This window comes from Amycolatopsis sp. NBC_00348 (assembly GCF_036114655.1).
Classification (GTDB): Bacteria; Actinomycetota; Actinomycetes; order Mycobacteriales; family Pseudonocardiaceae; genus Amycolatopsis.
On sequence record NZ_CP107994.1, the window covers coordinates 5,688,164 to 5,714,716 of the forward strand.

A 26,553-nucleotide genomic window follows, 5' to 3' on the forward strand; every position below is an offset into this window, starting at 1 on the left:
CGGTTGCCTGCCGCTCAGGAGCCGGCCTACTTTAGGTCGGATTAGTAACGCGGGCGAGCACGACGCCGCCGACGATCAGGGCCAGCGCGGCCACCCGGCCGAGGCTCAGCGGGTCCTTGGTCACGACGACGCCGAGCACGATCGCGCCGACGGCGCCGATCCCGGTGAACACCGCGTAGGCGGTGCCCACCGGGACGGTGTCCATCGCGCGCGAAAGCAGGTAGACCGCGGCCGCGCAGAGCACGAAGCACAGCAGCGTCGGCCACGGCTTCGTGAAGTTCTCCGTCGGCTTGATGCTCTGCGACCAGGCGATTTCGACGAGCCCGGCGCAGACCAGCGTCACCCAGCCCATCAGATGCTCTCGAGGGCCCGGTCGCGGGACGCCACCCGGTCGGCTTCGCGCGCGGCGAGGTGCGGGTCGACCAGGGCGTTGGTCAGTTCGGCGTGCACGAAGCGGACGTCGTCGACGTCGTAGTGCCCGGCGATGAAGTCCCGCAGGTAGGCCTCGTGGTGGTCGAACGGCGCGCGCGGCGTGCCCGGCGCGTACGTCCCGCCGCGCGCCCCGGCGACGACGAACGCCCTGCCCCGCAACGACATCCGCGGGAACGTCACCTGGTCGATCCACGTCTTGAGCGCGGCCGGGATCGAGAAGTTGTACATCGGCGCGCCGATGAGGACGACGTCGGCTTCGAGCAGCTCGGCCAGCAGCGGCTCGACGACCGCCCAGGCGCTCTTCTGGTCCGGCGTCTCGACGACGTCGGCGTAGTGCGCGGGGTCGGTGATCCCCGCCGTCAGGAGCGCGTCGCAGATCTCGGTCCAGGCCTCGCCGATCACCGGCACCGGGTCGGCGGCCAGGTCGCGGTAGGTGCGCGTGCCGGCCCAGGTCGCGGCGTAGCGCGCGGTCAGCTCACGCGAGAACGACGTGCGGCGGGCGCTGGAGTCGAGGTGCAGCAGGTGGGTCACGGTTCCTCCTCAAGTGGACGCGGTGTCCACTTGAAGCTAACTGGACGCCTCGTCCGGATATTCCCTAGGCTGGTGCCATGCCCGAACGCGCCGACGCCGCCCGCAACCGCGCGAAGGTCCTGGCGGCCGCGGAGGAGCTGTTCGCCGCCCACGGCCCGGCGAACGTCACGATGGAGGACATCGCCCGCACGGCCGGCGTCGGCCGGGGCACGCTCTACCGCCGTTACCCGGACCGCGCGGCGATCGCGGTGGCCCTGCTGGACGAGCACGAACGCCGGCTGCAGGAGTCACTGCTGCGCGGGGCTCCCCCGCTGGGCCCGGGCGCACCCCCGGCCGAGCGGCTGGCGGCGTTCTACGCGGCGATGGTGGACCTGCTGACCCGCCACGCGCACCTGGTGCTGGGCACGGAGGTGGGCCATTCGCGCTTCAAGACGGGCGCGTACGGCTTCTGGCACACGCACGTCCGCGTCCTGGCGGTCGCCGCGGGCGCGCCGGACCCCGGCGTCCTGGCCGACGTCCTCCTCGCGCCGCTGGCGCCGGAGCTGTTCCTGCACCAGACCGGCCAGGGCGTGCCGCCGGCGCGGATCACGGCGTCACTGCAGGCCCTCGCGGCCCGGGCGTTCTAAAAGAGCCCACGCGGCCTGGCTCGCTTCGGGACGTGACGCGGCTTCGGTTCTTCACCGCGAATCCGCGCGAGAGCGGCTTCGAAAGCGACGAGCACGTCGGCGACGAAGACGAGCCGCCCGACGCCGAGCCGGCGCAGCGCACGCCCGTGATCGGCGGCGACGGTGATCGTCACGCCCAGCAGGAGCAGCCGCCAGGCGCCGAAGACCAGGGCGCGGGCCGGCCGGCCGAGCGTCGCGAAGCCGATCCGGAGCCGGTGGCAGTGGAAGGGCACGTGCCGCTCCTCGTCGGCGAGGATCAGGCTCGCGACCCGCGTGACGAGCGGGTCGGCGGTGCCGTCCCGCAGGGCGCGGTAGTACCGCAGCGCGACGACCTCGGCGATGAGCAGCACCATCAGTTCCAGCCGCAGCCCGAGCGCCCGCCGCAGTCGCACAAAAACGGCGTCGGACCAGTGGCTGGCGATGGTCGGCACCCCAGCGGCCTGCAGCAGTTCCTCGAGCATCCGCGCGTGGTTCTGCTCCTCGGCGACGAAGAGCCTGACCGCGGCCGCGTAGTCGTCGCCCCCGGCTTTCGCGATGAGGTTGGCCCCGTCGCCGGCTTCGCCGACCTGGAACCGCTGAATGCTCCGCGCGACGTCGGGGTGCAGTTGCGCACCCCGGCCCCAGGGCGGATCGTCCCGCAGCCGCCGGCGTTCGGCCTCGGTTTCGAAGTCCCGGAGCCAGTGTGCGTAGGTCATCGCGCCGATGATGCCGGACACTCGTGGACACCGTGGGCGGCTTCGGTGGAGATCCGGTGTGGATGTCACGCTCGGCCTATCATCGGCAGGATGCCGAGCACCCCGCGGTTCGAAGCCCGCATCCCGACGCAAGACTTGGCCCGCGCGCGGCGGTGGTACGCCGAGAAGCTCGGGCTCGAACCGGCCGAGGAGCGGCCCGGTGGCCTGCGGTACGAGAGCGAGTCCGGCGTCTTCTGCCTCTACACCTCGGCCGGGCGGTCCGACGGCTCGTTCACGCAGCTGGGTTTCTACGTCGACGACGTCGACGCGGCGGTCGCCGACCTGCGCGGCCGGGGGGTCGTGTTCGAGGAGTACGACGGCTGTGTCGGCGGGATCATGGACATCGACGGCAACTACCCGAGCAAGGGCCGCGGCGAGCGGGCCGCGTGGTTCCGCGACAGCGAGGGCAACATGCTCGGCATCGCCGAGATCGTGCCCTAGCCCCGTACTCCGAGCACCACGGCCGGGGTCCAGAAGAACACCTTCGGGTCCCCGAGCCCCGACGCCGTCAGCCAGCGGGCGGCTTCTCGGGCGTCCGTCTCCGCCTCGATCAGGCCGTTGCCGGCCGGGCGGATGCCGGTCGCCGCGTGGACGTCGTCGACCAGGCCGCCCAGGCAGGCCCAGGAATGCCAGGTTCCGTCGTCGAACCCGATCGGCTCGAAGCCGAGGATCTGCCCGCTCGGCACCGGGAGCCGGTGGCACAGGCGGTCCGGCAGGCCGCCGCTCCCCCGCACCCAGCCCGCCGCGGCCAGGTCGGCCAGCAGGGGCTCGACGTGCTCCACGGGGACGCCGACGGTGAGCACCGATTCACCGCGGGCCGCCGCGGCCGCGAAGGCGCCGAACCAGTCGTCCCCGCCCGGCTCGGCCGGGACGAGGTCGACGAGGCAGTCGCTCACCGACAGCCGGTCCGCTCCGGCGGCGACCGCGGCGTGGCCCGCGAACACGTAGTCGTCGATCACGACTCCAGTGTCCCGGGCCACGCAACGGGAAAACGGCAGATCAGCTGCAACCGGAGGTCGCGCCGCAGCCTTCGCAGGCGTAGCACGAGCCTGCCGGGCGCATCTTCGTTCCGCACGTCATGCACAGCGGGGCGTCCGCGGCCTTGCCGAGGCGGAGCTCCATCAGCTCCGTCGTGGTCTGGGCTTCGCGGTGCGGGTGCGCGCTTTCCTCGGTGTGCGGCTCCGGCGAGGAGTCCACTGTGGACTGCAGGGCGCCGAGGTCCACGTTGCCGCCGTAGCCGGCTTCGACCTCGGCCGAACGCTCGTCCGCGGACAGGATGCCCAGCTGCGACCGCTTGTCGGCCGGCAGGTAGTCCAGCGCCAGCCTCCGGAACAGGTAGTCCAGCACGCTGGTGGCGATCCGGATGTCCGGGTCGTCGGTCATGCCGGCCGGCTCGAAGCGCAGGTTGCAGAACTTCGAGACGTAGAACTCCAGTGGGATGCCGTACTGCAGGCCCACCGAGATCGACATCGAGAACGCGTCCATCACGCCGGCCAGCGTCGAACCCTGCTTGCCGAGCTTGACGAAGATCTCGCCGAGGCCGTCGTCCGGGTACGAACCCGCCGTCAGGTAGCCCTCCGCGCCGCCGACGGTGAACGACACCGTCTGGCTCGGGCGCTTCTTCGGCAGGCGCTTGCGCACCGGCCGGTACTCGACGACCTTCTCCGGCTCCGCCGCGACCTTGTCCTTCTTCGCCGTCGACAGCGGCTGGCCGACCTTGCAGTTGTCGCGGTAGATGGCCAGCGCCTTGAGGCCGAGCTTCCAGCCCTGGAAGTAGATCTCCTCGACCTCTTCGACCGTCGCCGTCTCCGGCATGTTGACGGTCTTCGAGATCGCGCCGGACAGGAACGGCTGCACCGCGGCCATCATCCGGACGTGCCCGATCGGCGCGATCGAGCGCTCGCCGACCGCGCAGTCGAACACCTCGTAGTGCTCCGGCCGCAGCCCCGGCGCGTCGACGACGTGGCCGTTCTGCGCCACGAACTCGACGATCGCCTCGACCTGCTCGGCCTGGTAGCCGAGCGCCCCCAGCGCGCGCGGCACGGTCTGGTTGACGATCTGCATCGAGCCGCCGCCGACGAGCTTCTTGAACTTCACCAGCGAGAAGTCCGGCTCGATCCCGGTGGTGTCGCAGTCCATCATGAAGCCGATGGTGCCGGTGGGCGCGAGCACCGAGGCCTGCGCGTTGCGCCAGCCGTGCTTGGTGCCGATGTCGATGCCGCGCTTCCACTCCTCGGTCGCCAGCGCGCGGACCGCGCCGTCGTTCGCGTGGTAGGTGCGGACGAGCTCGTTCGCCGCGGCGTGCTTGCGCATGACGCGCTGGTGCGCCTCGGCGTTGCGGGCGTACCCCTCGTACGCGCCGACGGCCTGGGCCAGCTCCGCCGAGCGCCGGTAGGAGACGCCGGTCATCAGCGACGTGATCGCGGCGGCGAGCGCGCGGCCGCCGTCGGAGTCGTACGCGTGGCCCAGCGCCATCAGCAGCGCGCCGAGGTTGGCGTAGCCGATGCCGAGCTGGCGGAACTTCCGCGTGGTGTCGGCGATCGGCTCGGTCGGGAAGTCCGCGAAGCAGATCGAGACGTCCATCGCGGTGATCACGAACTCCACCGCGCGGGCGAACAGCGGCGCGTCGAACGTGCCCTCGGGCGTGACGAACTTGAGCAGGTTCAGCGAGGCCAGGTTGCAGCTGGAGTTGTCGAGGTGCATGTACTCGCTGCACGGGTTGGACGCGGTGATGCGGCCGGACTCCGGGCAGGTGTGCCAGTCGTTGATCGTGCCGTCGTACTGGATGCCGGGGTCGGCGCACTCCCACGCGGCCTGCGCCACGGTCCGGAACAGCTTCTTCGCGTCCGTGCGGGCGATCTCCTCGCCGGTGAGCCGGGCGCGCAGCGCGAAGTCCGTGTTGTTCTCGACCGCCTGCATGAACTCGTCGGACACGCGGACCGAGTTGTTCGCGTTCTGGTACTGCACCGAGGAGATGTCCGCGCCGGAGAGGTCCATGTCGAACCCGGCGTCGCGCAGGACCTTGATCTTCTCCTCTTCGCGCGCCTTGGTCTGGATGAACTCTTCGATGTCCGGGTGGTCGACGTCGAGCACGACCATCTTCGCCGCGCGCCGGGTGGCGCCGCCGGACTTGATGGTGCCCGCGGAGGCGTCGGCGCCGCGCATGAACGAGACCGGACCCGAGGCGGTGCCGCCGGAGGTGAGCAGTTCCTTGGAGGAGCGGATGCGCGAGAGGTTCAGCCCGGCGCCGGAGCCGCCCTTGAAGATCAGGCCCTCTTCGCGGTACCAGTTGAGGATCGACTCCATGGTGTCGTCGACGGCGAGGATGAAACACGCCGAGACCTGCTGCTTCGAGGCCGTGCCGACGTTGAACCAGACCGGGGAGTTGAAGCTGAAGACCTGGTGCAGCAGCATCCAGGTGAGCTCGTGCTCGAAGATCTCGAGGTCGCGCGGCGTGGCGAAGTAACCGTGGTCGCGCGCACCCTTGACGTAGCTGCGCACGACGCGGTCGATGAGCTGCTTGAGGCTGCGCTCGCGCTGCGGGCTGCCGACGGCGCCGCGGAAGTACTTGCTGGTGACGATGTTCGTGGCGTTGACCGACCAGGACTCGGGGAACTCCACGCCGCGCTGCTCGAAGTTGACCGAGCCGTCGCGCCAGTTGGTCATGACGACGTCCCGTTGTTCCCAGGTGACCTGGTCGTACGGGTGCTCGCCCTCGGTGGTGAAGACGCGCTTCACGCTCAGCCCGGCGGCCTTGCTCTTCTTGCCGGTGGCCGCCCCGGCCCCGGTCCCCACGGTCTCGGTCATGGTCGAACCCTCACTCCCGCAGCGGGACGGTCAATCGCCGTCGTCGCGCTGATCGCTCTCCTTCGGCGCAGCAGCATCCGCGATGGCCTCACGCAGGTCGGCGATCTCCTTCTCGAAGTCCTCGACCGAGGAGAACGAGCGGTAGACGCTGGCGAACCGGAGGTAGGCGACCCCGTCGAGCTCACGCAGCGGGCCCAGGATGGCCAGGCCGACCTCGTGACTCGGGATCTCGGCCAGCCCGGCGGAGCGGATCGACTCCTCCACGCGCTGCGCGAGCTGCTGCAGCGCGTCGTCGTCGACCGGCCTGCCCTGGCAGGCGCGCCGGACCCCGCTGACCACCTTGTCCCGGTTGAACTGCTCGGTGACCCCGGAACGCTTCACGACGGCGAGCACCATCGTCTCCGACGTCGTGAACCGCCTCCCGCAGGACGCGCACGAGCGCCGCCTGCGGATCGCCTGGCCTTCATCCACCTCTCGGGAGTCGACGACCCGAGAGTCCGCATGCCGGCAGAACGGGCACCTCATCCGCCGATCACCTTCCCCTCCGCGCCGGCCGCCCCGGTCGACGTCCAGGCCGCCACGCGCGGCCGTGCTGCGACCTCCGGGCACCCCTGCACCCTGGTGATCGACTTGTGGACATCCGGTGGGTAAGAGCCGGTCAACTGTGGACAACTGCTGTCCAGTCTACCCCAACCTGTGGACCAACTACAGCGGTGTAACTACTACATATAGCGGCAGAGAGTAGGACTCGGGAGGTGCGTGCGCAAGCGGCGCGACCGGGCGGGAACCCGCCCGGGTGAGAGTGGTTGACGGCCACGGCAACCCGGCGCCGAATCAGGGAGCGGGCACAGCCGCCGGGTCGGCGACCGGGACCGTGAGCGCCAGCCCGGGCACCAGAACGGGCTGGTCCAGGCGATTGAGCTCTTCGATCCGGGCGACAACCGCGCCAGTGTCGCTGTCCGGCGCGAATCGGGCCGCCAGCGCGGACAGCGTGTCGCCCTGCTCGACCGACACCGTGGCGGTGGACTCGGGCACCGGGGCACTCGCGCCACCGCCGCCCAGAAGACCCAATCCGGTGACCACGAGGCAGCTCGCGCCGGCGAGCGCGACGAGCCACGGCCACCGCACCGGCACCCGCCGCGGCGCCGCGCAGGGCGCGCCGGCGGGACGACGGCCCGCCACGACCCGCGCGCGTGTCGGCGGGCGCTGCACCTCACCGCGCCGTCCGCGCAGCACGCGCACAGGACGGGGTTGCGCCGGAGCCGGGGTCGCCGGGCGAGCCGGACCGCGTTCGGCCAGAATGGACATCCGAACCTCCTCTGAACCCTGGTGTCCGCCTGATCCCGGAACCGGCTGCGATTCGTGGATCAAGGTCGAACAGACGTTCTATCGAACGTCAGTGCGAAGGTCTACCACCTACCACCGACAAAATCGAGCGGACACGGCGTGTCGATCGAACAGATGTTTGAAATCGTCGTGCCCGGGGGCTAACGTCGGTGACCAGGGCATCTGCCGGGCAGATGCCGCCGGCGAGGCTGCCCGCACCCAGCGGACGGCGGCCGGCGCGCATACGTGCAGCGAACGTCTGGGAGGCGACGCAGTGGCGAAGGAGAACAAGGCGGGCAGGACCAGTGGGTCCCCCGGGGGCACCGGAAAGGTGGCCTCCATGCCCGAGGTGTACGACGTGGACGACGCCCTCACCGTCCGCCAGCAGCAGGTCCTCGACGTGATCCGCTCGTGGGTGAGCCGGTTCGGCTACCCGCCGAGCGTCCGCGAGATCGGCGAAGCGGTGGGCCTGACGTCGACGTCGTCGGTCTCGCACCAGCTGCGGGCGTTGCAGCGCAAGGGGTACCTGCGCCGGGACGCGAACCGGCCGCGCGCGGTCGGCGTGCTCTCCGCGACCGACGACAACCCCATGGGCATCGAGATGGACCAGCAGCCGGTCATGCCGAAGGCGGCGTACGTGCCGCTGGTCGGCCGGATCGCCGCCGGTGGCCCGGTGCTGGCCGAGCAGTCCATCGAAGACGTCTTCCCGCTGCCGCGGGAGATCGTCGGCGAGGGTGAGCTGTTCCTGCTCAAGGTCACCGGCGACTCGATGATCGACGCGGCCATCACCGACGGCGACTGGGTCGTGGTCCGGCAGCAGCCGGACGCGGACAACGGCGAGATCGTCGCCGCGATGATCGACGGCGAGGCCACGGTCAAGACGTTCAAGCGCAAGGGCGGCCACATCTGGCTCATGCCGCACAACGAGGCGTACGAGCCGATCCCCGGCGACGACGCCACGGTGCTCGGCAAGGTCGTCGCGGTGCTCAGGCGGTTGTGACGAGGGGCGTGAAACGCGGGCGGAGTCTGCTCGCGGAGAGCGCTCGCCAAGCGTTTCCGCCCGTGTCTTCCGGGGGTGCAACCCCCAGACCCCGCCCGAGGGCGAGCCCCCGGACCCCACCTCGGTCGCCCTGGTCTGTCGGCCAGGGTTTCGCACCGCCGAGGCTGGGGTTGAGTTTCACCGGATCGAGTGGTCTTGGCCGTGGGGAGCCAAGCCCGCGAGAGCCAAGCCCGTGAGGCTCGGCCCGTAAGAACTAGCGGCGGCTTCGGCGGCGCAGCTTGCCGAACCCGAACCAGCCGATCCCGACCACCGCGAGCGTGATCCCCGCGGCGGGCAGGATGGGGAGCCCGGCCCCGTCCCCCGCCGAACCGGGCGTCGCGCCGGTGCCGGTCGAGGCTTTGCCCTCCGCCGGTGCGCCGGACTGCGCGGCCAGAGCGGCCGCGCCCCGCACCGCGCGGAGGGGCTGGCCGACCCCTTCGCTGCCCGAGAGCAGCGTGCCGTCGGGATCGAACGCGATCGCCTCGCCCTGCTTCTCCCCCGGCAACGGGATCCGGACCGGGGTGCGCTGCAGCGCGGCGAGGACATCGCCGTCGGGTGCGGCGTAGAGGTAGGCGTCGGTGTAGGTGCGCAGCGCGACGACGGTGCCGTCGGCCGTGGACGCGCCGCCGGTGACCAGCACCGAGCCGATGGACCCGACCGGGCCGCCCTGCGTGTCGGTGGTCTCGATCTTCACCGAGCCGACCTTCTCCAGGTTCGTGGGCCCGGGGCTCGCCAGCGGGCCGGACGGCCGGTAGACCTTCGCGTCGCCGAGGACGTCCTTGGTGATCAGGTACGGCGTCCCCGCCTTGTCCATGATCAGCGCTTCGGTGTCGTGCTGGCCGTCGGGGTAGGTGAGCCGGTGCAGCGTGAGCTTGCCCTGCGGGCTCAGCTCGAGCAGCGCGACGGTCAGCCGGCCCTTCAGGTTGTCGCCGGTGTCGGACAGCCAGAGCCGCCCGTCGGGCGTGCGGGCCAGGTCCTCGACGTCGAACGGGTCCGTCTTGTCGGTGAGGACCTTCTGCACCTTGCAGTCCCGGCCGAGCACGAACACCTGGACCTTGGTGCCGCCGTCGTTGATCGCGTAGAGGTGGTCGCCGTCGGACACGAGCCCGGACAGCTCACCGAGGCGCGAGTCCTTCACCGTGCACAGCGGCTGAGGCGTCTCCGCCGCCGACGCGGGCACCGGTCCGCTCAGTAGAGCCAAGAACCCCGCCGCAACCGCGACCGCCACGCGCAACCCAGCCACCTCCGAAAACATTCCAGTGTGCGATCACCACGACCGCACACTGGAATGTAGACGTCTCAGGCCCTGGTCGAGTTGGTCTCGTACTCCCGCAAAGCCGCGGCGAAATCCGGGCGGACCCGCACCAGCAGGCGCGTGCCCTCCTCGACGTGCTCCTCTTCCAGCACTTCGCCGTCCGAGTGCGCCCGCGAGACCAGCTCGCCGTGCGCGTAGGGCACCAGCACCTCGACGGTGACCTCCGGCCGCGGCAGGCGTTCGGCGATCACGTCGACGAGCGCTTCGATGCCCGCCCCGGTCCGCGCCGAGACCTGCACCGAGCCGGACAGGGCGTGCCGCAGCCGGGCGAGGGTGACCTCGTCGGACGCGTCGGTCTTGTTGATCACCAGCAGCTCCGGCGGGAGCGGCTCCTTGCGCTTGCGCGTGATCTCGCCGAGCACCTCGCGCACGGCGCTGACCTGCTCCTCGGGCGCCGGGTCGGACCCGTCCACCACGTGCACCAGCAGGTCCGCGTCCGCGGCCTCTTCCAGCGTCGAGCGGAACGCGTCCACCAGCTGGTGCGGCAGGTGCCGCACGAACCCGACGGTGTCGGTCAGCGTGTAGGTGCGCCCGTCCGCGGTCTGCGTGCGCCGCGTGGTCGGGTCGAGGGTGGCGAACAGCGAGTCCTCCACCAGCACCCCGGCGCCGGTCAGCGCGTTGAGCAGGCTCGACTTGCCGGCGTTCGTGTAGCCGACGATCGCCACGCTGGGCACCTCGTTGGCCACCCGGCGGCCGCGCTTGGTCTCGCGGATGGTGTCCATGGCGGCGATCTCCCGGCGCAGCTTCGCCACGCGCTTGTTGATCCGCCGCCGGTCGGTCTCGAGCTTGGTCTCACCGGGACCACGCAGGCCCACGCCGCCGTTCGCGCCACCGGCCCGGCCACCGGCCTGCCGGGACAGCGACGCACCCCACCCGCGAAGCCGCGGGATCAGGTACTGCAGCTGGGCCAGCTCGACCTGGGCCTTGCCCTCCTTGGACCGGGCGTGCTGGGCGAAGATGTCGAGGATCAGCGCGGTCCGGTCGATGACCTTGACCTTGACCTTCTCCTCGAGCTGCCGCAGCTGGCCCGGCGAGAGCTCGCCGTCGCAGATCACGGTGTCGGCGCCGGTGGACCCGACGATGTCGCGCACTTCCCGCACCTTGCCCGAGCCGATGTAGGTGGCCGGGTCCGGCTTGGTCCGCCGCTGGATGAGACCTTCGAGGACTTCCGAACCCGCGGTCTCGGCCAGGCGCGCCAGCTCGGCCAGCGACGCCTCGGACTGCAGGGCGGTGCCCTCGGTCCACACGCCGACCAGCACGACCCGCTCGAGCCGCAGTTGCCGGTACTCGACTTCGGTGACGTCGTCGAGCTCGGTGGACAGTCCCGCGACCCGGCGCAGTGACGCCCGGTCCTCGAGCTCCATCTCGCCCGTGGACAGCTCGGCGTCGTACGGGTCTTCGTGGTCTTCGGTGTGTGTCAGATCTGTCATCGTGCCTCCATGGTCCCACGTTTCGACGCGGGAACCGAACTCTTCAGCTGCTCGGATAGGTGGCGAGGTAGATCGCGGTGCGTTCCGCGCCGGGACGGCGCGGTCGTGCGCGAAACTCCTCGAGGAGGGCGTTCAGCCGGTTGTCCAGCTCTTCGCGCTCGTCGGGGGCCACCTGGACGACCAGGCGTGACTGGTGCACGCCCTCGAACCCGGTTTCGGCGATCTCGGCCAGGTAGGCCTCGAGCACCGCCTCTTCAACGCCCCGATCACCGCATGAGTCGAGTGTCCACGAAAGTCCGGTGGAGAGGTAGGGAATTTCCCTGGCGCCCCGGGTGCCGCGCCGTGGCGGCTGCGCCGCCAGGAAGCCGGTTTCCACGAGCTTGCGCACGTGGTGCAGGGTGGTCGCCGGGTCGCGGCCGAGCCGTTCGGCGAGCTCCTTGTTCGTCAGGGCGTCCGAGAAGGTCAACCGGATGATGCGCAGCCGTATTCCGGACGCCAGCGCGGCGGCCTCGGCTTCGGTCGCGGTACGTCGTTTCGAAGGCTGCACCCGCACAGCCTAGAACGGCAGTGATTGACACTTTCCAATCACTCACGGCACACTCGGGCCCATGTCCAGGGGGTCACTCTTCTTCCACGCCGATTTCCGGCGGCTGTGGGCCGGCGACACGGCCAGCCAGTTCGGCACGTTCGTCGGCAACACGGCCATCCCGCTGCTCGCGGCCGTGACGCTGGCCGCGACGCCGTTCGAGATGGGCCTGCTCACCGCGGCCGAGACACTCGCGTTCCTGCTGATCGGGCTGCCCGCCGGCGTGTGGGTCGACCAGCTGCGGCGCCGCCGGGTCATGCTCACGGCCGACTTCACGCGGTTCGCCCTGCTGCTCAGCGTGCCGCTCGCCTGGTGGGCCGGGGTGCTGACGCTCGCGCAGCTGCTGGTCGTCGTGCTGCTCGTGGGCGTCGCGACGCTGTTCTTCGACATCGCCTACCAGTCGTACCTGCCTGCGCTCGTCGGCCGGGAGCACCTCCTGGAGGGCAACGCCAAGCTGCAGGCCGTCCAGTCGGTCGCGCAGATCGCCGGGCCGAGCGGCGCGGGCGTGCTGGTCCAGCTGGTCAGCGCCGCGAACACCGTGCTGATCACCGGCTTCGGCTACCTGACGTCGGCGCTGTGCCTGCTGCGCATCCGCGCGAGCGAACCCGAGCCGGAACCCCGCGGCCACACCCGGCTGCTCCCGCAGATCGCCGAAGGGCTGCGGTTCGTGTTCTCCGACAAGCCGTTGCGGGCGATGGTCGCGACCACGGCGACGGCGAACTTCTTCCACGGCGCGTTCAGCGCCGTGCAGGTGCTGTTCCTGACGCGGACCGTCGGGCTGGCGCCGGCCGCGGTCGGCGTGCTCCTGGCGGTCGGCGGCGCCGGCGGGATCCTCGGCGCGGTCTGCTCGGGCGCGGTGACCCGGCGGATCGGCCAGGCGCGGGCGATCTGGCTGGTCCCGCTGTTCACCATGCCGGCCAACCTCGTGTTCCCCCTCGCCGGGCCGGACTGGCGGCTCGGGCTCGCCGGGCTCGGCGCGGCGATCGGTGGGTTCGGGATCATCGTCTACAACGTCGCGCAGGTGTCCTACCGGCAGGCGATCTGCCCGGACCGGCTGCTCGGCCGGATGAACGCGAGCGTGCGGTTCGTCGTCTGGGGCGTGATCCCGCTGGGCGGGCTGCTGGGCGGCGCGCTCGGCGAGGGACTCGGGCTGCGCGGCGCGACGTGGGTGGGCGTGGCCGGCGAAGTGGCCGCGGTGCTGTGGGTGGTCTTCTCACCGCTGCGGCACATGCGCGATCTGCCGACCACGGCGAAAACGGGTTCCGGCCCCGCCTAGAGTTGCTTCATGAACACTCCCCTCGAGCGCCCACAGGTTCCGGACAAGGTCGGTGTCGACGGTCTGGAGGCCAAGTGGGTACCCGTATGGGAGTCCACGGGCGCCTACCGGTTCGACCGCACCAAAACCCGTGACGAGATCTACTCGATCGACACCCCGCCGCCGACGGTCAGCGGGTCGCTGCACATCGGGCACGTCTTCTCCTACACCCACACCGACGTCCTCGCGCGGTTCAAGCGGATGCGCGGGTTCGAGGTCTTCTACCCGATGGGCTGGGACGACAACGGCCTGCCGACCGAACGCCGGGTGCAGAACCACTTCGGCGTCCGCTGCGACCCGTCGCTGCCCTACGACCCGGACTTCGAGGCGCCGAAGAAGCCCGGCAAAGACACCGTCTCGATCTCGCGGCGGAACTTCGTCGAGCTGTGCGAATCCCTGACGGTGACCGACGAAAAGGTCTTCGAAGGGCTGTGGCGGCAGCTCGGGCTGTCCGTCGACTGGACGATGACCTACCAGACGATCGGGCACGACTCGCGGCTGATCTCGCAGCGCGCGTTCCTGCGCAACCTCGCCCGCGGCGAGGCCTACCAGGCCGAAGCGCCGACGCTGTGGGACGTCACGTTCCGCACCGCCGTCGCCCAAGCCGAGCTGGAGGACCGCGAACGCCCCGGCGCGTTCCACGACCTCGCGTTCACCGCGCCCGACGGGTCCGACGTCGTCATCGCGACGACCCGGCCCGAGCTGCTGCCCGCGTGCGTCGCGCTGGTGGCGCACCCGGACGACGAACGCTTCAAGCCGCTCTTCGGGACCACCGTGCGGACGCCGGTGTTCGGCGTCGAGGTGCCCGTGGTGGCGCACCACCTGGCCGACCCGGAGAAGGGCCGCGGCATCGCGATGGTGTGCACCTTCGGCGACACCACGGACGTCACGTGGTGGCGCGAACTGCGCCTCGCGACGCGCGTGGTGCTCGGCCGTGACGGCCGGTTCCTGCCCGACGCGCCGCACGGCGTGCCCGCGGAGGCCTATGCGCCGCTGGTGGGCAAGACCGTCCACACGGGACGCGAGATCCTGGTCCGCCTGCTGCGCGAAGCCGGGGCCCTGCGCGGCGAACCGCGGCCGATCACGCACTCGGTGAAGTTCTACGAGAAGGGCGACAAGCCGCTGGAGATCGTCGCCAGCCGGCAGTGGTACCTCCGCAACGGCGGCAACGACCCGGCGTTCCGCGAGAAGATGCTGGCCCGGGGCGAGGAACTGACCTGGGTGCCGAAGCACATGAAGGTGCGCTACTCGTCGTGGGTGACGAACCTCGCCGGCGACTGGCTGGTCAGCCGCCAGCGGTTCTTCGGCGTGCCGATCCCGTTGTGGTACCGGCTCGACGCGAGTGGTGAGCCCGACTACGACGCGCCTCTCCTGCCCGACGAGAGCGCGTTGCCGGTGGACCCGAGCAGCGACGTCCCGCCCGGCTTCACCGAGGACCAGCGGGGCGTGCCGGGTGGTTTCGTCGCCGAGGCCGACGTGATGGACACGTGGGCGACGTCGTCGCTGACCCCGCAGATCGTCGGCCGCTGGAGCCTCGACGACGACCTGTTCGAGCGGGTCTTCCCGATGGACCTGCGGCCGCAGGCGCACGAGATCATCCGCACCTGGCTGTTCTCGACGGCGGTGCGCGCGGAGCTGGAGCACGGCGTGCTGCCGTGGCGGGCGGCGTCGATCGCCGGCTGGGTGCTCGACCCGGACCGCAAGAAGATGTCGAAGTCCAAGGGCAACGTCACGACACCGGTGGACCTGCTGGAGCGGTTCGGCTCGGACGCGGTGCGCTACTGGGCGGCGAGCGCGCGCCCCGGCGTCGACACGGCGGTGGACGAAGGCCAGATGAAGGTCGGCCGGCGCCTGGCGACGAAGCTGCTCAACGCCAGCCGGTTCGTGCTCGGCCTCGGCGTGCCGTCCCCGTCCGCGGCGGTCACCGAACCGCTGGACCGGGCCCTGCTGGCTTCGCTGGCTGTCGTCGTCGAGCAGGCGACGGCGGCGTTGGAGGCGCTGGACTACGCGCGGGCGCTGCAGGTGACCGAGACGTTCTTCTGGACGTTCTGCGACGACTACGTCGAGCTGGTGAAGGGCCGCGCGTACGGCGACAGCGGCACCGCGGGAGCTGCGTCGGCCCAGGCGGCGCTGGTCACAACGTTGTCGGCGGTGCTGCGGCTGCTGGCGCCGTTCCTGCCGTTCGCGGCCGAAGAGGTCTGGTCGTGGTGGCAGCCGGGCTCGGTGCACCGGGCGCCGTGGCCGGTCGCTGCGGCTGTCGACGGTGACCCCGCCTTGCTGACGCTGGCGGGCGAGGTGATCGCGGCGGTGCGCCGGGCGAAGACGGACGCGAAGGTCTCGATGCGCACCGCGGTGGAAACGCTGACGGTGACCGGGCCGGCGGAGGTGCTGGAGCGGTTCGCGCGCATCGAGCCGGACATCCGGCTGGCGGGCGCGATCGCCGACGTCAAGACGCGCGACGGTGAGCTGGCGCTGGAAGTGACCGTCGGCTGACGCCGGGGGCCGCCGTCAGGAACCGGCGGCGGCCCACTGGTTCGCGTATCCGCCTCTTGGCTCAACTCGCGAGAAGGCGCGTTGCGAGCCACCACCGGGATACCCCGCCGGCGCTTGTTGATGCCGCCTGGGCCGGATGCCGCGGTCCACAGCGTTGCCCGGGCACCTACCCTCACACGAATACGACGAAGTCCTGATTGCGGACCCGAGGTCGTTCACGTCCGGGCGTTTGTTACGGATGCCTGTTTCCGCCTCCCGGCGCGGCAGATCGCCGCCGTCAGGAACCGGCGGCGGCCCACCAGGCGTCGTCGATCTCGCCGCGGGCCACGATCTCCGCCGGGCCCGACAGCGTCGACGCGCCGCGGGACACCGTCACGTCCACCCGGCCGCCCGGGATGTCCACTGTGGATGCTCCGGTGTCGGTGCCCGCCAGGTGGAAGGCCGCGGCCACCGCGGCGACCGTGCCCGTGCCGCAGGCGCGCGTCTCCCCCACCCCGCGCTCGTGCACGCGCATCCGCAGCGCGCCCTCGCCGAGGCGGTTGACGAACTCGAGGTTCACGCCGTTCGGGAAGACGTCGTGGTCGAAGTCGGGCTGGTCGCGCAGGTCCAGGTCCCGGACGTCGGTGTCGTCGAGCACCGTGACCAGGTGCGGGTTGCCGACGTCGACGGCCACGCCGGAGAACGGCCGGCCCGCGACCACGGTGACCGACGTGCCGGTGATCGTCGCCGGGCCCATCCCGACGGTCACCGTGCGGTCCGGGTGCACGACCACCGGGCGGTCGCCCGCGCGGGTGCCGACGACGAACTCGCCCTCGGTCACGAGCCCGGCATCCACGAGGTAGCGGGCGAAGACGCGCACGCCGTTGCCGCACATCTCCGCGATCGAGCCGTCCGCGTTGCGGTAGTCCATGAACCACTCGCCCTCGGAGGCGATTTCGAGCGCGTCGGCCCGGACGATGCGGAGCACGCCGTCGGCCCCGAGGCCGCGGTGGCGGTCGCACAGCGCGGCGATCCGGGCCTCGGTCAGCTCGAGGCGGCCCGCCGCGTCGGGGAGCAGCACGAAGTCGTTCTGCGTGCCGTGCCCCTTGAGGAACTCGATTCCGCCCATGGGGCAAGGTTACCGGGCCAGGGTATCCAGGACGCGTGCGGCCAGCCCGGCTTCGGCGCCGTCGAACCAGTGGATCCGCTGGTCGCGCCGGAACCAGGAACGTTGCTTCCGGACGAAGCGCCGGGTGGCCTGCGCCGTCGCCGCGGCGGCGGCCGCGAAGTCGCCCTCGCCGTCCAGCTCGGTGATCACCTGCTGGTAGCCGAGCGCGCGCGACGCCGTCTTCCCGTCGCGCAGGCCGCGCGCCAGCAACTCGCGGACCTCGTCGACGAGGCCGGCCTCGAACATCAGGCGAACGCGCTCGTTCACGCGCTCGTCGAGCTCCTCGGGCGCGCGGTCGACACCGATCACGACCGTGCCGTAGCGGGCCGGCCCCGGCTTCGGCAGGTTCGCGGAGAACGGCTCCCCGGTGATCTCGATGACTTCCAGCGCGCGCACGATCCGGCGGGTGTTGGTCGGCAGGATCGCGGCCGCGGCGACCGGATCGCGTTCACCCAACCGGGTGTAGAGGGTCGGCGTGCCCAGTTCGGCCGCCTCCGCGTCGAGCCGCGCGCGCACGGCCGGGTCGGTGCCCGGGAAGCGCAGGTCGTCGAGCACCGCCTGGACGTAGAGCCCGGACCCGCCGGTCAGCACCGGCACCCGGCCCGCGGCCAGGAGCCGTTCGACCGCGGCGCGGGCGTCGCGCTGGTAGGCCGCGACGGACGCCGTCTCGGTCACGTCCAGCACGTCGAGCAGGTGGTGCGGAACACCACGACGTTCCTGCTCAGTGGCTTTCGCGGTGCCGATGTCCATGCCGCGGTAGAGCTGCAGGGCGTCGGCGTTGACGACCTCCCCGCCGAGCTTCAGCGCCAGCTCCACGGCCAGCGCCGTCTTGCCGGTGGCCGTCGGCCCGACCACCGCGACCGGGCGGATCGGGGGCGGGGCGGCGGGGCTGGTCACGGCGGCTGACGATACCGGCGTCCCGACACGGAGCGTCCACCGGAAGTAGGATCACGAGCTTCGAGTAGCTCATCCGGTACCACGGTGCGCGCTGAGCTGCTTGAATGCCGCGTGGGGGCCGTAGCATCCGAGCACGGCCCGTGACGACCGCATTACCCGGCCCCGCCGCACCGGCGGGGCGCCCGCGCCAGCGGGCGTACAGGCGATAAGGAGCCTGCGATGGCCCAGGAGAACACTTCCACCGGTACCCCGGCCCCGCACCCGGTGCCGCACGCGCTGCACACCGGGCACGCCGCACCGCCCGTGCCGCCCGCCGAGCCCACCCCGTCCACCTGGGGCCGGGTCGACGAAGAGGGCACGGTCTACGTCACCACCGCCGAGGGCGAACGCGCCGTCGGCGTCTGGCAGGCGGGCAGCCCCGACGAGGGCCTGGTGCACTTCGCCCGCCGCTTCGACGACGTGCGGACCGAGGTCGAGCTGCTGGAGACGCGCCTGGTGTCGGGCGCCGGCGACCCGAAGCACGCGCTGTCGAGCGCCACGCAGCTGCGCGACGGGCTGGCCGAGTCCGCCCTGGTCGGTGACCTGGCCGCACTGGGGGCGCGCCTGGAGTACGTCATCGGGCACGCGGAGAAGGCCCTGGCCAGCGCCAAGCAGGAGCGTGAGGAAGCCCGCGCCGCGGCCGTCACCCGCAAGCAGGAGCTGGCGGAGGAAGCCGAGAAGATCGCCGCCGACTCCACCCAGTGGAAGGCGGCCGGCGACCGGCTGCGCACGATCCTGGACGAGTGGAAGACGGTCAAGGGCGTCGACCGCAAGACCGACGACGAGCTGTGGAAGCGGTTCTCCAAGGCCCGCGAGGGCTTCAACCGGCGTCGTGGCTCCCACTTCGCCGAGCTGGACAAGCAGCGCGCGTCGGCCAAGACGCGCAAGGAAGAGCTCATCGCCGAGGCCGAGGCCATCAGCGAGTCCGACGACTGGGGCGACACCGCGGGCCGCTACAAGGACCTGATGACCGAGTGGAAGGCCGCCGGCCGGGCCCCGAAGGACAGCGACGAGGCCCTGTGGCAGCGCTTCCGCGCGGCGCAGGACAAGTTCTTCGCCCGCCGGTCCACGGTGTTCTCCGAGCGCGACGCCGAGTTCTCGACGAACGCGTCCCGCAAGGAGGAGCTGCTGGTCGAGGCCGAGAAGATCGACGCCGGCTCGAACCTCGAAGCGGCGAAGAACGCGCTGCGCAAGATCCAGGAGCAGTGGGACGAGATCGGCAAGGTCCCGCGCGAGCGCATCCGCGAGCTGGACGGCCGGCTGAAGGCGGTCCAGGACTCGGTGAAGTCGGCCGAGGACTCCCGCTGGCGCCGGACGGACCCGGAGGCGCAGGCCCGGGCCGCGCAGTTCCGCGAGCGCGTCGAGCAGTTCGAGAGCCAGGCCGAGAAGGCGCGCGCGGCGGGCGACGAGCGTCGCGCCAAGAAGGCCGACGACCAGGCCGCGCAGTGGCGCGAGTGGCTGCAGGCCGCGGAGGCGGCCATCGCCGACCGCTGAGTCGTCCCCGGAAGTGCCGTGAAGGCCTCCTTACCGGCTCTTATGGCCGGTAAGGAGGCCTTTCACGGCTTTCGGGTGTCTACGAGCGGGAGAAGGCCGTGCGCATCCACTGGACGGCGAGGCAGATCATCGCGATCCAGGCGATGATCAGGCCGGCGCCGGGTCCGCCACCGGCGGCGCCGGGGGCGTGGGACGACTGCTGGGACCAGATGGCCAGGAGGCCGTCGACCGAGGCGAACCAGCCGCCGGCGGCGCAGACCCAGGCCAGCCACCACCGGCGCGTCACCAGCGCGAGCGCGGACGCGACGACGCCGACGGCGGTCGACGTCGCGGCGAACAGCTGCGGGATGCCGCCGCCCTCGCCGGCCAGCACCTGCCAGCCGGCGTGGTCGCCGACCCAGGGCAGCAGCAGGCAGCCGAGCAGCACGAACGTGAACACCGCGATGGTGAACCCGCGCCGGCCGAGCTCGACCGTGCGGGACGCCTGCTGCCCGACCTCGTCGATCTCGGCGGCCAGCTCGTCCAGCTCGCCGGACTTCTGGGATTCGGTCACAACGCACACCCGCTCACCGGTTCGGGCCGGACCGCCGGGGCACCGAAGCCCGGCAGGCCCAGCGTGACGCCGTTGGTCTTGGGCCGCAGCCCCGCCTCGGCGTTGTCGCCCGCACGCGTCCGCCGGTGCGAGACCAGGTCCCCGTCGGCGACCATGTGGTGCGGCGCGCCGTAGGTGACGACCGTCTCGACGATGTCGCCGGGCCGCACCCCGCGGTCGACGTTCAAACCGGTCGGCGCGAAGTGCACCAGCCGGCCGTCACGGCCGCGGCCGCTCATCCGGTGCGTCTCGGCGTCCTTGCGGCCTTCGCCGTCGGCGACGAGCAGCTCGACGCGGCGGCCGACGATCTTCTTGTTCTCGTCCCAGGAGATCCGGTTCTGCAGCTCGACCAGGCGCTCGTAGCGTTCCTGGACGACCTCCTTGGGCAGCTGGCCCGCCATCGTCGCGGCCGGCGTGCCGGGGCGCTTCGAGTACTGGAAGGTGAACGCGCTGGAGAAGCGGGCCTGCGCGACGACGTCCAGGGTCGCCTGGAAGTCCTCCTCGGTCTCGCCGGGGAAGCCGACGATGATGTCGGTGGTGATGGCCGCGTCGGGCATCGCCGCGCGGACCTCGTCGAGGATCTTCAGGTAGCGCGCGGAGCGGTAGGACCGCTTCATCTCGCGCAGCACCCGGTCGGACCCGGACTGCAGCGGCATGTGCAGCTGGTGGCAGACGTTCGGCGTCTCGGCCATCGCGTCGATGACGTCGGAGGTGAACGCGGCCGGGTGCGGCGAGGTGAACCGGACGCGCTCCAGGCCGTCGATGGCGCCGGTCGCGCGCAGCAGCTTCCCGAACGCCAGCCGGTCGCCGAACTCGACGCCGTAGGAGTTCACGTTCTGGCCGAGCAGCGTGACTTCGAGCACGCCCTCGGCGACGAGCGCCTCGACCTCGGCGAGGATCTCGCCGGGCCGCCGGTCGCGTTCCTTGCCGCGCAGGGCGGGCACGATGCAGAAGGTGCAGGTGTTGTTGCAGCCGACCGAAACGGACACCCAGCTCGCGTAGGACGATTCGCGGCGCGCGGGCAGCGTCGACGGGAAGGTCTCGAGGGATTCGAGGATCTCGACCTGGGCCTCGGCGTTGTGCCGCGCCCGCTCCAGCAGCACCGGCAGCGACCCGATGTTGTGCGTCCCGAACACGACGTCCACCCAGGGAGCCCGCTTGACGATCTCCCCGCGGTCCTTCTGCGCCAGGCACCCGCCGACGGCGATCTGCAGGTCCGGGTTGGCGGTCTTGTCGGGCCGCAGGTGCCCGAGGGTGCCGTAGAGCTTGTTGTCCGCGTTCTCCCGGACGGCACAGGTGTTGAACACGATGAGGTCGGGCTTGGCCCCAGTGTCGACGGGCACGTAGCCGGCCTCTTCGAGCTGCCCGGCGAGGCGCTCGGAGTCGTGGACGTTCATCTGGCAGCCGAAGGTGCGGATCTGGTACGCCCTGGGTGCCTGTGTCTCGGTCATCGCTGACCAGGGTAACCCCCACCTGACCAGGTAAAGGTCCCGCCCTACCCCGGGGACCGCACGTCGAGGGATGACGAAGCACCCTGCGTTGCTCCGTCTACGAGGTCGAGGGTGCCCGATCAGGCTTCGCGACCGAACGACTGATTGAACGCGCAGCTCGACGATCCTGTGCCGCTCTTCGTGCCCGGCAGTGCAGGCCACGAAGATGGGCTCCCTGATCGGCGCCACGAGCTGAGGACCGGCGCGCGACCGCGAAAGTTGCCAGAACGTGGACAAACAGGTCCGGGTGGCCTGGTGAGTTGGTGCCGTCCGGTCACGGCCAGTAATGTCGGGCCCGGGATCAGGGCAGTCGTGTCCGAGAGACGTCTGGGATGATCGGGGAGAACACGCGGGTGCCAAAGGTGTTCATCTCCTACGCCCGGGAAAGCTCCGCCCACTGCCGTGAAGTCCGGCGGCTCTGCGAGTTGCTGCGGGAAAACGGCGTCGACGCGTGGATCGACGAGTACGACACGCACGTCCGCCAAGACTGGGTCGACTGGATGGCCAAAAAAGTCCAGCGCAGCGACTACGTCCTGGTCATCGCCTCGCCCGCCTACCGCGCCCTCAGCGACGGCGACCTCTCCGCAGAGGTCTACCGCGGGATCCGCACCGAATGGAAGCTCATCAAGGAGCGCGTCCACGCCGACGGTGACGACGGCCTGGTCAGCGTGCTGCCGGTACTCCTGCCCGGCCACCCCATCGGCGAGATCCCCGCCCTCTTGCAGCCCCACTCCGCCTCGCGCGTCGCCGTTGCGGAGCTGACCCGCGACGGCGTCGACGACCTTCTGCGGATGCTGACCGGCCGGCCGGTCCATCCGGCGCCGCCACTGGGCGCTCGCGTTCCCCCATCACCAGAACACGGGGCCACGGTCACCGTTCCGGTGCCGACGTGGCCGCGGCGGGCGTGGCTGCCCGCGATCGCGGGGCTGGTCACGTTCGTTGCCGGACTGCTGCTCGCCACGTCCCCCGACGTCCGGGTGCCGGGTCTCGTCGCGGTCGGCGCAGGCCTCGCGTTGCAGGCGCACGGCTTCCGGGCACGCCCTCGGGCAGATGACCGCTCGGTGCTCGCGCTGCGAGCCCGCGCGTTGCTGGAGGAGATCGTCACCACCGAAAGCAGGACGTTGCAGCGGCTGCTCGGCGACACCGGCGACCCGCAGCCGGCCGACGTGCGCTTCCTGCCGTCGCTGGTGCGATGGCGCCCGGACAACACCACCGCCACCGCCGGGTCACTGTCGACGATCGGCCGCTACTACCAGGACCTGGACCCGGAGCGGCTCCTGATCCTGGGCGCACCCGGCGCGGGCAAGACGGTCCTCGCCATCCAGCTGGTGCTGGACTTGGCGGCCGACTCCCTCGCCACCGGCCGTGATCAGGCGGTACCGCTGCGGCTGAGCTTGTCGGCGTTCGCAGTGCCCGATGCCGATACCTCACCGGTCGACATCCGGGCCCGGCTGGACACGTGGATCGCGGAGCACTTGACAAACGTCTACGGGGTGAAGCCGGCCACGGCTCAGGCGTTGGTCAAGGGTGACTGGATCATCCCGGTGCTCGACGGCCTGGACGAAATCGACCCTGATGACGGCCCTCCGCTGAAGGCTCGACGCGTCCTGTCCGCCCTCAACGTCACGCTGGGGCGGGTGAAGTGGCGCGGGGTCCTGACGTGCCGCACGGCCCGGCACAACAAAATCATCGAAGGCGACGAGACCGATCCCGACTACGCACTGCAGCACGTCAGAGCCGTCACGGTGCAGCCGCTCGAAGCCGGTGAAGTCGTCGCGTGGCTTACCCACCGCTTTCCCGACCCCGACGCGGAAGACGGTATCCAGGCCCGCTGGCGGCCGGTCGCGGCCGCGCTGCGCGAGGATCCGAACGGCGACCTCGCGCGCTGCCTCACGTCCCCGCTTCGGCTCTACCTCGCCGTCACGGTCTACCGCAATCCCGCCACCCTTCCGGCCAAGATGTGCGGGCTCGATGGGGCGGCCCTGGAGAACAAGCTGTTCAGCAGATTGGTTCCGGCGATCACCAGGGACCATGTGTGCCCGGACGGTACTCGGTACGACGCCCCGGAGGTCGACCGCTGGCTGCGGACGCTCGCCGCACACCTGGGCCGCATGGTGAAGCTGGGGGAATCGGCGACGGACTTCTACCTGAGCGATCTGTGGCGAACCACCGGCTCACCACGACGGCCGGGCTTACGCATCCGTTGCCAGGCAGCACTCTTGGCCGCCTGTGCTGCCGTCATCCCACAGCTGATCGGTTCTTGGCTGGTGCCGGACACTCGCCCGAGCTTGTCGTTGGCTGCGGGTGCGGGACTTTTCGTTTTGATGACCTGCTTCTTGATCTATACGCCGACCAAATTTCCCGGCCGGGAGACGCCGCAAGTCAACCTGCGGTACATTCGTACACCAAAAGGTCGAACGCGCCTTTTCCGCGGACTTAGAAGAGTGTTCTTCGGTAGCGTGACAGCGGGAGCACTACTGGGCGCACTGTGCGGATTACTGCCTCTCGGCAGAGAGATCATGGCCGCCCATCATGCCAATATTGCAGTTGGACTTATTGGATCCATGATGGCTGGCGTAGCGATATTCTCACCCCTCGGGATTGTACCCGGGGTCACGCTGCAGGTCTTCGGCATCTTAACCGTCCCACACAACATTACGAGCAGGCCCAGTGATCCGTTGCGGCAAGGCAGGCTCGGAGTGGCCACCTACGTGCTGGCGTCTTCACTCGTCACAATGGCGGTCGTGGCCATTGTGCCATTGATCCTTGGCGTGCTGACCCCGGTCGAGGCCCTGGTGACAGGTTCCTCTGTGGTGCTTTCGTTCTTCATGGTGGGCATGAGCACTTTTCCGCTCTGCCTTCAGCACTTCCTGGCGGTGCGCGGGATGGCTCGCCGCGGCGAACTGCCGCGGCGCCCGGACAAGTTCGCCGATTGGGCCTACGGTGCCGGGATCTTCCGGCTCTCCGGTACCGCAACCCAGTTCCGACACCTGGTCGTGCAGGACCACTTCGCCGGCACACCTGAAGATTGAAGCCGGTCAGGCCGTCGGCGGGATGTCGTCCGGTTGCCTCACCGTGGGGCGGATCAGGTAGCTAGGTCGCGGTGGTGTGGTCCGACGAGAAGCAGCAGGTCATGCCGGCCTGGAGCCAGCGCCGGAAACAGCGCAGGCGTAGGCACGGATGCGCTGCGGTGCACCGAAGGCGGCACGATCGGACAACAGGGTTGATGGTCTCGACCACGGGCCTGGAATTGTCGGCTGATCCTCAGTTCGTGGACAAAGTCCGTGACGTCGTCGGTTTGTACAAGGCTTTGGCGGAGAACACGTTGGCCTTGGCGGCGGACAAGAAGCCCAGACGCAGGCGATCGGCGGGATCGCGCAGATCCTGCCGCTGATGCCGACCACGCCGACGGATGACCCACGATTATGTCCGCCACGGCATGACCGGCCTGCTCGCTGCGTTCGACATCAGTTGCAACGCTCCGCCCATCGCAGCGTCACCGCATCGGAATAAGACGTGCGGCAATGGACCGAGACATCAGCGTCGCGACAGATTCCGGACAAATCCCGGACAGCCCAGCGGGCATCCCTCCGGATGGGTTATCGTGCGTCGAGCAGCGCACGTGGAGGGGCGGCGGGCAGTGCCGGACTACGAGTACGACATTTTTCTCAGTTACCGCAGATCGGGAGCGGGATCGGCGGGCGAATGGGTGCGCAATCATTTCCACCCGCTGCTGCGCGACTGCCTGGCCGACGAACTCGCCACCCCACCGCGCATCTTCCTCGACGTCGAGCAGGAGACGGGGACGTACTGGCCCGCGCGGCTGGAACGGGCGCTGCGGCACAGCCGGCTGCTTGTCGCCGTGTGGTCGCCACCGTACTTCCAGTCGCCGTGGTGCCTGGCGGAGCTGACCACCATGTCGGCCAGGGAGCAAGTCGCCGGTCGGGCGAGCCGGCACGACGACCGCGGGCTCATCTACCCCGTCGTGTTCGCCGACGGCAGGCACTTCCCCAAGCAGGCACTGCTGCGGCAGGCGGTCAACCTGCACCATGTCACCGTCGGCCGATTGACCTACCAGGACTCCCCGGAGTTCTTGGAACTGCACCGGCAGGTGCAGAAAGTCGCCCAGGAGCTGGCTGAACTGCTCGACCACGTGCCCGCGTGGCAGGCGAACTGGCTGGTGTTCCGGCCCAAGGACCTCGTACCACAACGTCCGACGCTCCCCCGTCTGGAGCTGTGAATGATCACCGCGTTCCACTCCTCCGCGCTCGGCTTGCGTGTCTTCGCGGCTCGGGCCGCCGCACAACTGCACCGCTGGGGCTACCGGACCCTGTTGGTCGAGGCCGTGTCCGGGCCCGGAGGAATCCTGCCGGAGTACGCGGCCGCGGGCGGGCGCGAGCCGGCGAGCTACCCGGAGCCGGGTGCAGGTGCGCCCGACGTGGTTCGGTTGGGCCGCACAGCCGATCTCGACGAGTTGTACGCCGACCACGGCCTTGGCTGGCATCTGGAAGACTGCGCCACCTCCTGGCGGTCGGCCTACGATCACGTCGTGGTCGACGCGGGCTCGGGCCTGGACGACGCGACGGGGATCTGCCTCGCGCAACTCCCCGACACCCTCGTGCTGGCGGGTGAACCCGGCTCGGTGGCGAGCCTGGCGACCGAGGCGAGCCGTGTCCGCGACCAGCTCCCGTTCGGGCGGGGCAAACTCACGGTCGTGCCGCTGCTCACCGGCGCGGGTGACACCCGGGCACCCCTGGCACTCCTGGACGCGTGGGCCGGCCGCGACACTGACCGCGCCCGCCTGCTGACTGTGCTCGCGACGTCGCTGGCCGATGGCGACGTCGAGCCCGTCACGGCGTTGCTCGCCAGGGACTTCGCAGCGACCGCCCAACTCGTGGCCGACCGGCCGGCGTATGTGCGCGGTGCGGCTCGGGTCGTCACGGCCAGATCCGACCAGGTGTACGAGGACGCTGCCGACGTGCTGACCGATCTGCTGGAGTGGGAGCTCGACCCGGCGCAGTGGGCGTCGATCGAACACGAGCTCGCGCTGCTGGCCGAGGCTCTGCGCGCCGGGTCGGCCAACGTCGTGGACCAGCTCACCCGTGGACTGGAGCTGGCCGCACCGGTTCTGTCGGTCGGTACGAGCGGGGACGCCGTCTCGATCCCCGCGTCGGCGCGGGCGCTGGTGAAAACCTCCCTCAACCTGCTGACAGAACGGTGA

General features: G+C 70.6%; 23 protein-coding genes. 9 read left to right on the forward strand and 14 right to left on the reverse strand.

The window, feature by feature from the left end; translation table 11 throughout:
• Positions 1-31 precede the first annotated feature (31 nt).
• Positions 32-352 carry a DMT family transporter gene (locus tag OHS58_RS24345; protein ID WP_328644106.1) on the reverse strand — a complete coding sequence of 107 codons (321 nt, stop codon included), beginning with the start codon at positions 350-352 and terminating at the stop codon, positions 32-34.
• A complete protein-coding gene (locus tag OHS58_RS24350; protein ID WP_328644107.1) occupies positions 352-963 on the reverse strand; it encodes an FMN-dependent NADH-azoreductase in 612 nt (203 codons plus the stop codon). Before OHS58_RS24350 ends, OHS58_RS24345 begins: the two co-directional genes overlap by 1 nt.
• Positions 964-1,040: 77 nt before the next feature.
• Here OHS58_RS24350 and OHS58_RS24355 point away from each other — a divergent pair, with 77 nt between their 5' ends.
• On the forward strand, positions 1,041-1,589 hold the full coding sequence (locus OHS58_RS24355; RefSeq protein ID WP_328644108.1) for a TetR/AcrR family transcriptional regulator: 549 nt from the start codon (positions 1,041-1,043) through the stop codon (positions 1,587-1,589).
• Here OHS58_RS24355 and OHS58_RS24360 read toward each other — a convergent pair.
• The gene (locus OHS58_RS24360) at positions 1,586-2,323 is read right to left on the reverse strand and encodes a ferritin-like domain-containing protein (RefSeq protein ID WP_328644109.1); all 738 of its coding nucleotides are present in this window, start codon (positions 2,321-2,323) and stop codon (positions 1,586-1,588) included. The genes OHS58_RS24355 and OHS58_RS24360 overlap by 4 nt on opposite strands.
• 90 nt (positions 2,324-2,413) lie before the next feature.
• Between OHS58_RS24360 and OHS58_RS24365 the strand changes: the two genes are divergently transcribed.
• Positions 2,414-2,803 carry a VOC family protein gene (locus tag OHS58_RS24365; protein WP_328644110.1) on the forward strand — a complete coding sequence of 130 codons (390 nt, stop codon included), beginning with the start codon at positions 2,414-2,416 and terminating at the stop codon, positions 2,801-2,803.
• Here the strand turns inward: OHS58_RS24365 and OHS58_RS24370 are convergent.
• The 4 genes from OHS58_RS24370 to OHS58_RS24385 form a co-directional block, all read right to left on the reverse strand.
• A complete protein-coding gene (locus tag OHS58_RS24370; RefSeq protein ID WP_328644111.1) occupies positions 2,800-3,321 on the reverse strand; it encodes a hypothetical protein in 522 nt (173 codons plus the stop codon). The two genes, OHS58_RS24365 and OHS58_RS24370, sit on opposite strands and share 4 nt — an antisense overlap.
• A 40-nt stretch (positions 3,322-3,361) precedes the next feature.
• Entirely contained in the window at positions 3,362-6,169 is a 2,808-nt protein-coding gene (locus OHS58_RS24375; protein ID WP_328644112.1) for a vitamin B12-dependent ribonucleotide reductase, read from the reverse strand.
• Between the two features lie 30 nt (positions 6,170-6,199).
• On the reverse strand, positions 6,200-6,694 hold the full coding sequence (gene nrdR, locus OHS58_RS24380; protein WP_247063145.1) for a transcriptional regulator NrdR: 495 nt from the start codon (positions 6,692-6,694) through the stop codon (positions 6,200-6,202).
• 309 nt (positions 6,695-7,003) lie between these two features.
• Positions 7,004-7,477 carry a LysM peptidoglycan-binding domain-containing protein gene (locus OHS58_RS24385; protein ID WP_247063138.1) on the reverse strand — a complete coding sequence of 158 codons (474 nt, stop codon included), beginning with the start codon at positions 7,475-7,477 and terminating at the stop codon, positions 7,004-7,006.
• 358 nt (positions 7,478-7,835) lie between these two features.
• Between OHS58_RS24385 and lexA the strand changes: the two genes are divergently transcribed.
• Complete coding sequence (gene lexA, locus OHS58_RS24390) at positions 7,836-8,495, forward strand: transcriptional repressor LexA (protein ID WP_247063137.1); 660 nt, start codon at positions 7,836-7,838, stop codon at positions 8,493-8,495.
• A 253-nt stretch (positions 8,496-8,748) separates the two neighbouring features.
• On the opposite strand, the gene OHS58_RS24395 is transcribed toward lexA, so the two are convergent.
• From OHS58_RS24395 to OHS58_RS24405, 3 genes are all read right to left on the reverse strand, one after another.
• Positions 8,749-9,768 (reverse strand): hypothetical protein, encoded by a 1,020-nt coding sequence (locus tag OHS58_RS24395; protein WP_442875466.1) that lies wholly within the window; start codon positions 9,766-9,768, stop codon positions 8,749-8,751.
• Positions 9,769-9,833: 65 nt separating this feature from the next.
• Positions 9,834-11,279 (reverse strand): GTPase HflX, encoded by a 1,446-nt coding sequence (hflX, locus tag OHS58_RS24400; RefSeq protein ID WP_326947500.1) that lies wholly within the window; start codon positions 11,277-11,279, stop codon positions 9,834-9,836.
• Between the two features lie 43 nt (positions 11,280-11,322).
• Positions 11,323-11,826, reverse strand: coding sequence for an ArsR/SmtB family transcription factor (locus OHS58_RS24405; RefSeq protein WP_328644113.1), 504 nt, complete (start codon positions 11,824-11,826; stop codon positions 11,323-11,325).
• 61 nt (positions 11,827-11,887) lie between these two features.
• Here OHS58_RS24405 and OHS58_RS24410 point away from each other — a divergent pair, with 61 nt between their 5' ends.
• Both OHS58_RS24410 and valS read left to right on the forward strand, forming a co-directional pair.
• A complete protein-coding gene (locus tag OHS58_RS24410) occupies positions 11,888-13,141 on the forward strand; it encodes an MFS transporter (protein ID WP_328644114.1) in 1,254 nt (417 codons plus the stop codon).
• 9 nt (positions 13,142-13,150) lie between these two features.
• The gene (gene valS / locus OHS58_RS24415) at positions 13,151-15,673 is read left to right on the forward strand and encodes a valine--tRNA ligase (protein WP_328644115.1); all 2,523 of its coding nucleotides are present in this window, start codon (positions 13,151-13,153) and stop codon (positions 15,671-15,673) included.
• 277 nt (positions 15,674-15,950) lie between these two features.
• Here valS and dapF read toward each other — a convergent pair whose 3' ends face one another.
• Together dapF and miaA are read right to left on the reverse strand one after the other, a co-directional pair.
• Positions 15,951-16,781, reverse strand: coding sequence for a diaminopimelate epimerase (gene dapF / locus OHS58_RS24420; protein WP_328644116.1), 831 nt, complete (start codon positions 16,779-16,781; stop codon positions 15,951-15,953).
• A 9-nt stretch (positions 16,782-16,790) separates the two neighbouring features.
• Complete coding sequence (gene miaA, locus OHS58_RS24425) at positions 16,791-17,690, reverse strand: tRNA (adenosine(37)-N6)-dimethylallyltransferase MiaA (protein WP_326951460.1); 900 nt, start codon at positions 17,688-17,690, stop codon at positions 16,791-16,793.
• Positions 17,691-17,936: 246 nt separating this feature from the next.
• On the opposite strand from miaA, the gene OHS58_RS24430 reads away from it, so the two are divergent.
• Positions 17,937-19,250 (forward strand): DUF349 domain-containing protein, encoded by a 1,314-nt coding sequence (locus tag OHS58_RS24430; RefSeq protein ID WP_326947493.1) that lies wholly within the window; start codon positions 17,937-17,939, stop codon positions 19,248-19,250.
• Positions 19,251-19,329: 79 nt separating this feature from the next.
• Here the strand turns inward: OHS58_RS24430 and OHS58_RS24435 are convergent, their stop codons facing one another.
• Together OHS58_RS24435 and miaB are read right to left on the reverse strand one after the other, a co-directional pair.
• Positions 19,330-19,803: an Rv2732c family membrane protein gene (locus OHS58_RS24435; RefSeq protein WP_326954966.1), complete on the reverse strand. Its 474-nt coding sequence runs from the start codon at positions 19,801-19,803 to the stop codon at positions 19,330-19,332.
• On the reverse strand, positions 19,800-21,293 hold the full coding sequence (miaB, locus tag OHS58_RS24440; RefSeq protein WP_328644117.1) for a tRNA (N6-isopentenyl adenosine(37)-C2)-methylthiotransferase MiaB: 1,494 nt from the start codon (positions 21,291-21,293) through the stop codon (positions 19,800-19,802). Before miaB ends, OHS58_RS24435 begins: the two co-directional genes overlap by 4 nt.
• A 401-nt stretch (positions 21,294-21,694) precedes the next feature.
• On the opposite strand from miaB, the gene OHS58_RS24445 reads away from it, so the two are divergent.
• The 3 genes from OHS58_RS24445 (at position 21,695) to OHS58_RS24455 (ending at position 26,553) form a co-directional block, all read left to right on the forward strand.
• A complete protein-coding gene (locus OHS58_RS24445) occupies positions 21,695-24,364 on the forward strand; it encodes a TIR domain-containing protein (protein ID WP_328644118.1) in 2,670 nt (889 codons plus the stop codon).
• Between the two features lie 608 nt (positions 24,365-24,972).
• Positions 24,973-25,572, forward strand: coding sequence for a TIR domain-containing protein (locus tag OHS58_RS24450; protein ID WP_328644119.1), 600 nt, complete (start codon positions 24,973-24,975; stop codon positions 25,570-25,572).
• The gene (locus tag OHS58_RS24455) at positions 25,573-26,553 is read left to right on the forward strand and encodes a CATRA system-associated protein (protein WP_328644120.1); all 981 of its coding nucleotides are present in this window, start codon (positions 25,573-25,575) and stop codon (positions 26,551-26,553) included.

Excerpts from the sequence above, each read along its gene's own strand:
- valS (WP_328644115.1), top strand. The coding sequence starts at position 13,151 with ATGAACACTCCCCTCGAGCGCCCACAGGTTCCGGACAAGGTCGGTGTC.
- OHS58_RS24360 (WP_328644109.1), bottom strand. The coding sequence starts at position 2,323 with ATGACCTACGCACACTGGCTCCGGGACTTCGAAACCGAGGCCGAACGC.
- nrdR (WP_247063145.1), bottom strand. The coding sequence starts at position 6,694 with ATGAGGTGCCCGTTCTGCCGGCATGCGGACTCTCGGGTCGTCGACTCC.
- OHS58_RS24430 (WP_326947493.1), top strand. The coding sequence starts at position 17,937 with ATGGCCCAGGAGAACACTTCCACCGGTACCCCGGCCCCGCACCCGGTG.
- OHS58_RS24410 (WP_328644114.1), top strand. The coding sequence starts at position 11,888 with ATGTCCAGGGGGTCACTCTTCTTCCACGCCGATTTCCGGCGGCTGTGG.
- OHS58_RS24365 (WP_328644110.1), top strand. The coding sequence starts at position 2,414 with ATGCCGAGCACCCCGCGGTTCGAAGCCCGCATCCCGACGCAAGACTTG.
- OHS58_RS24455 (WP_328644120.1), top strand. The coding sequence starts at position 25,573 with ATGATCACCGCGTTCCACTCCTCCGCGCTCGGCTTGCGTGTCTTCGCG.
- dapF (WP_328644116.1), bottom strand. The coding sequence starts at position 16,781 with ATGGGCGGAATCGAGTTCCTCAAGGGGCACGGCACGCAGAACGACTTC.
- OHS58_RS24345 (WP_328644106.1), bottom strand. The coding sequence starts at position 352 with ATGGGCTGGGTGACGCTGGTCTGCGCCGGGCTCGTCGAAATCGCCTGG.
- OHS58_RS24385 (WP_247063138.1), bottom strand. The coding sequence starts at position 7,477 with ATGTCCATTCTGGCCGAACGCGGTCCGGCTCGCCCGGCGACCCCGGCT.
- hflX (WP_326947500.1), bottom strand. The coding sequence starts at position 11,279 with ATGACAGATCTGACACACACCGAAGACCACGAAGACCCGTACGACGCC.
- lexA (WP_247063137.1), top strand. The coding sequence starts at position 7,836 with ATGCCCGAGGTGTACGACGTGGACGACGCCCTCACCGTCCGCCAGCAG.
- OHS58_RS24375 (WP_328644112.1), bottom strand. The coding sequence starts at position 6,169 with ATGACCGAGACCGTGGGGACCGGGGCCGGGGCGGCCACCGGCAAGAAG.
- OHS58_RS24355 (WP_328644108.1), top strand. The coding sequence starts at position 1,041 with ATGCCCGAACGCGCCGACGCCGCCCGCAACCGCGCGAAGGTCCTGGCG.
- miaB (WP_328644117.1), bottom strand. The coding sequence starts at position 21,293 with ATGACCGAGACACAGGCACCCAGGGCGTACCAGATCCGCACCTTCGGC.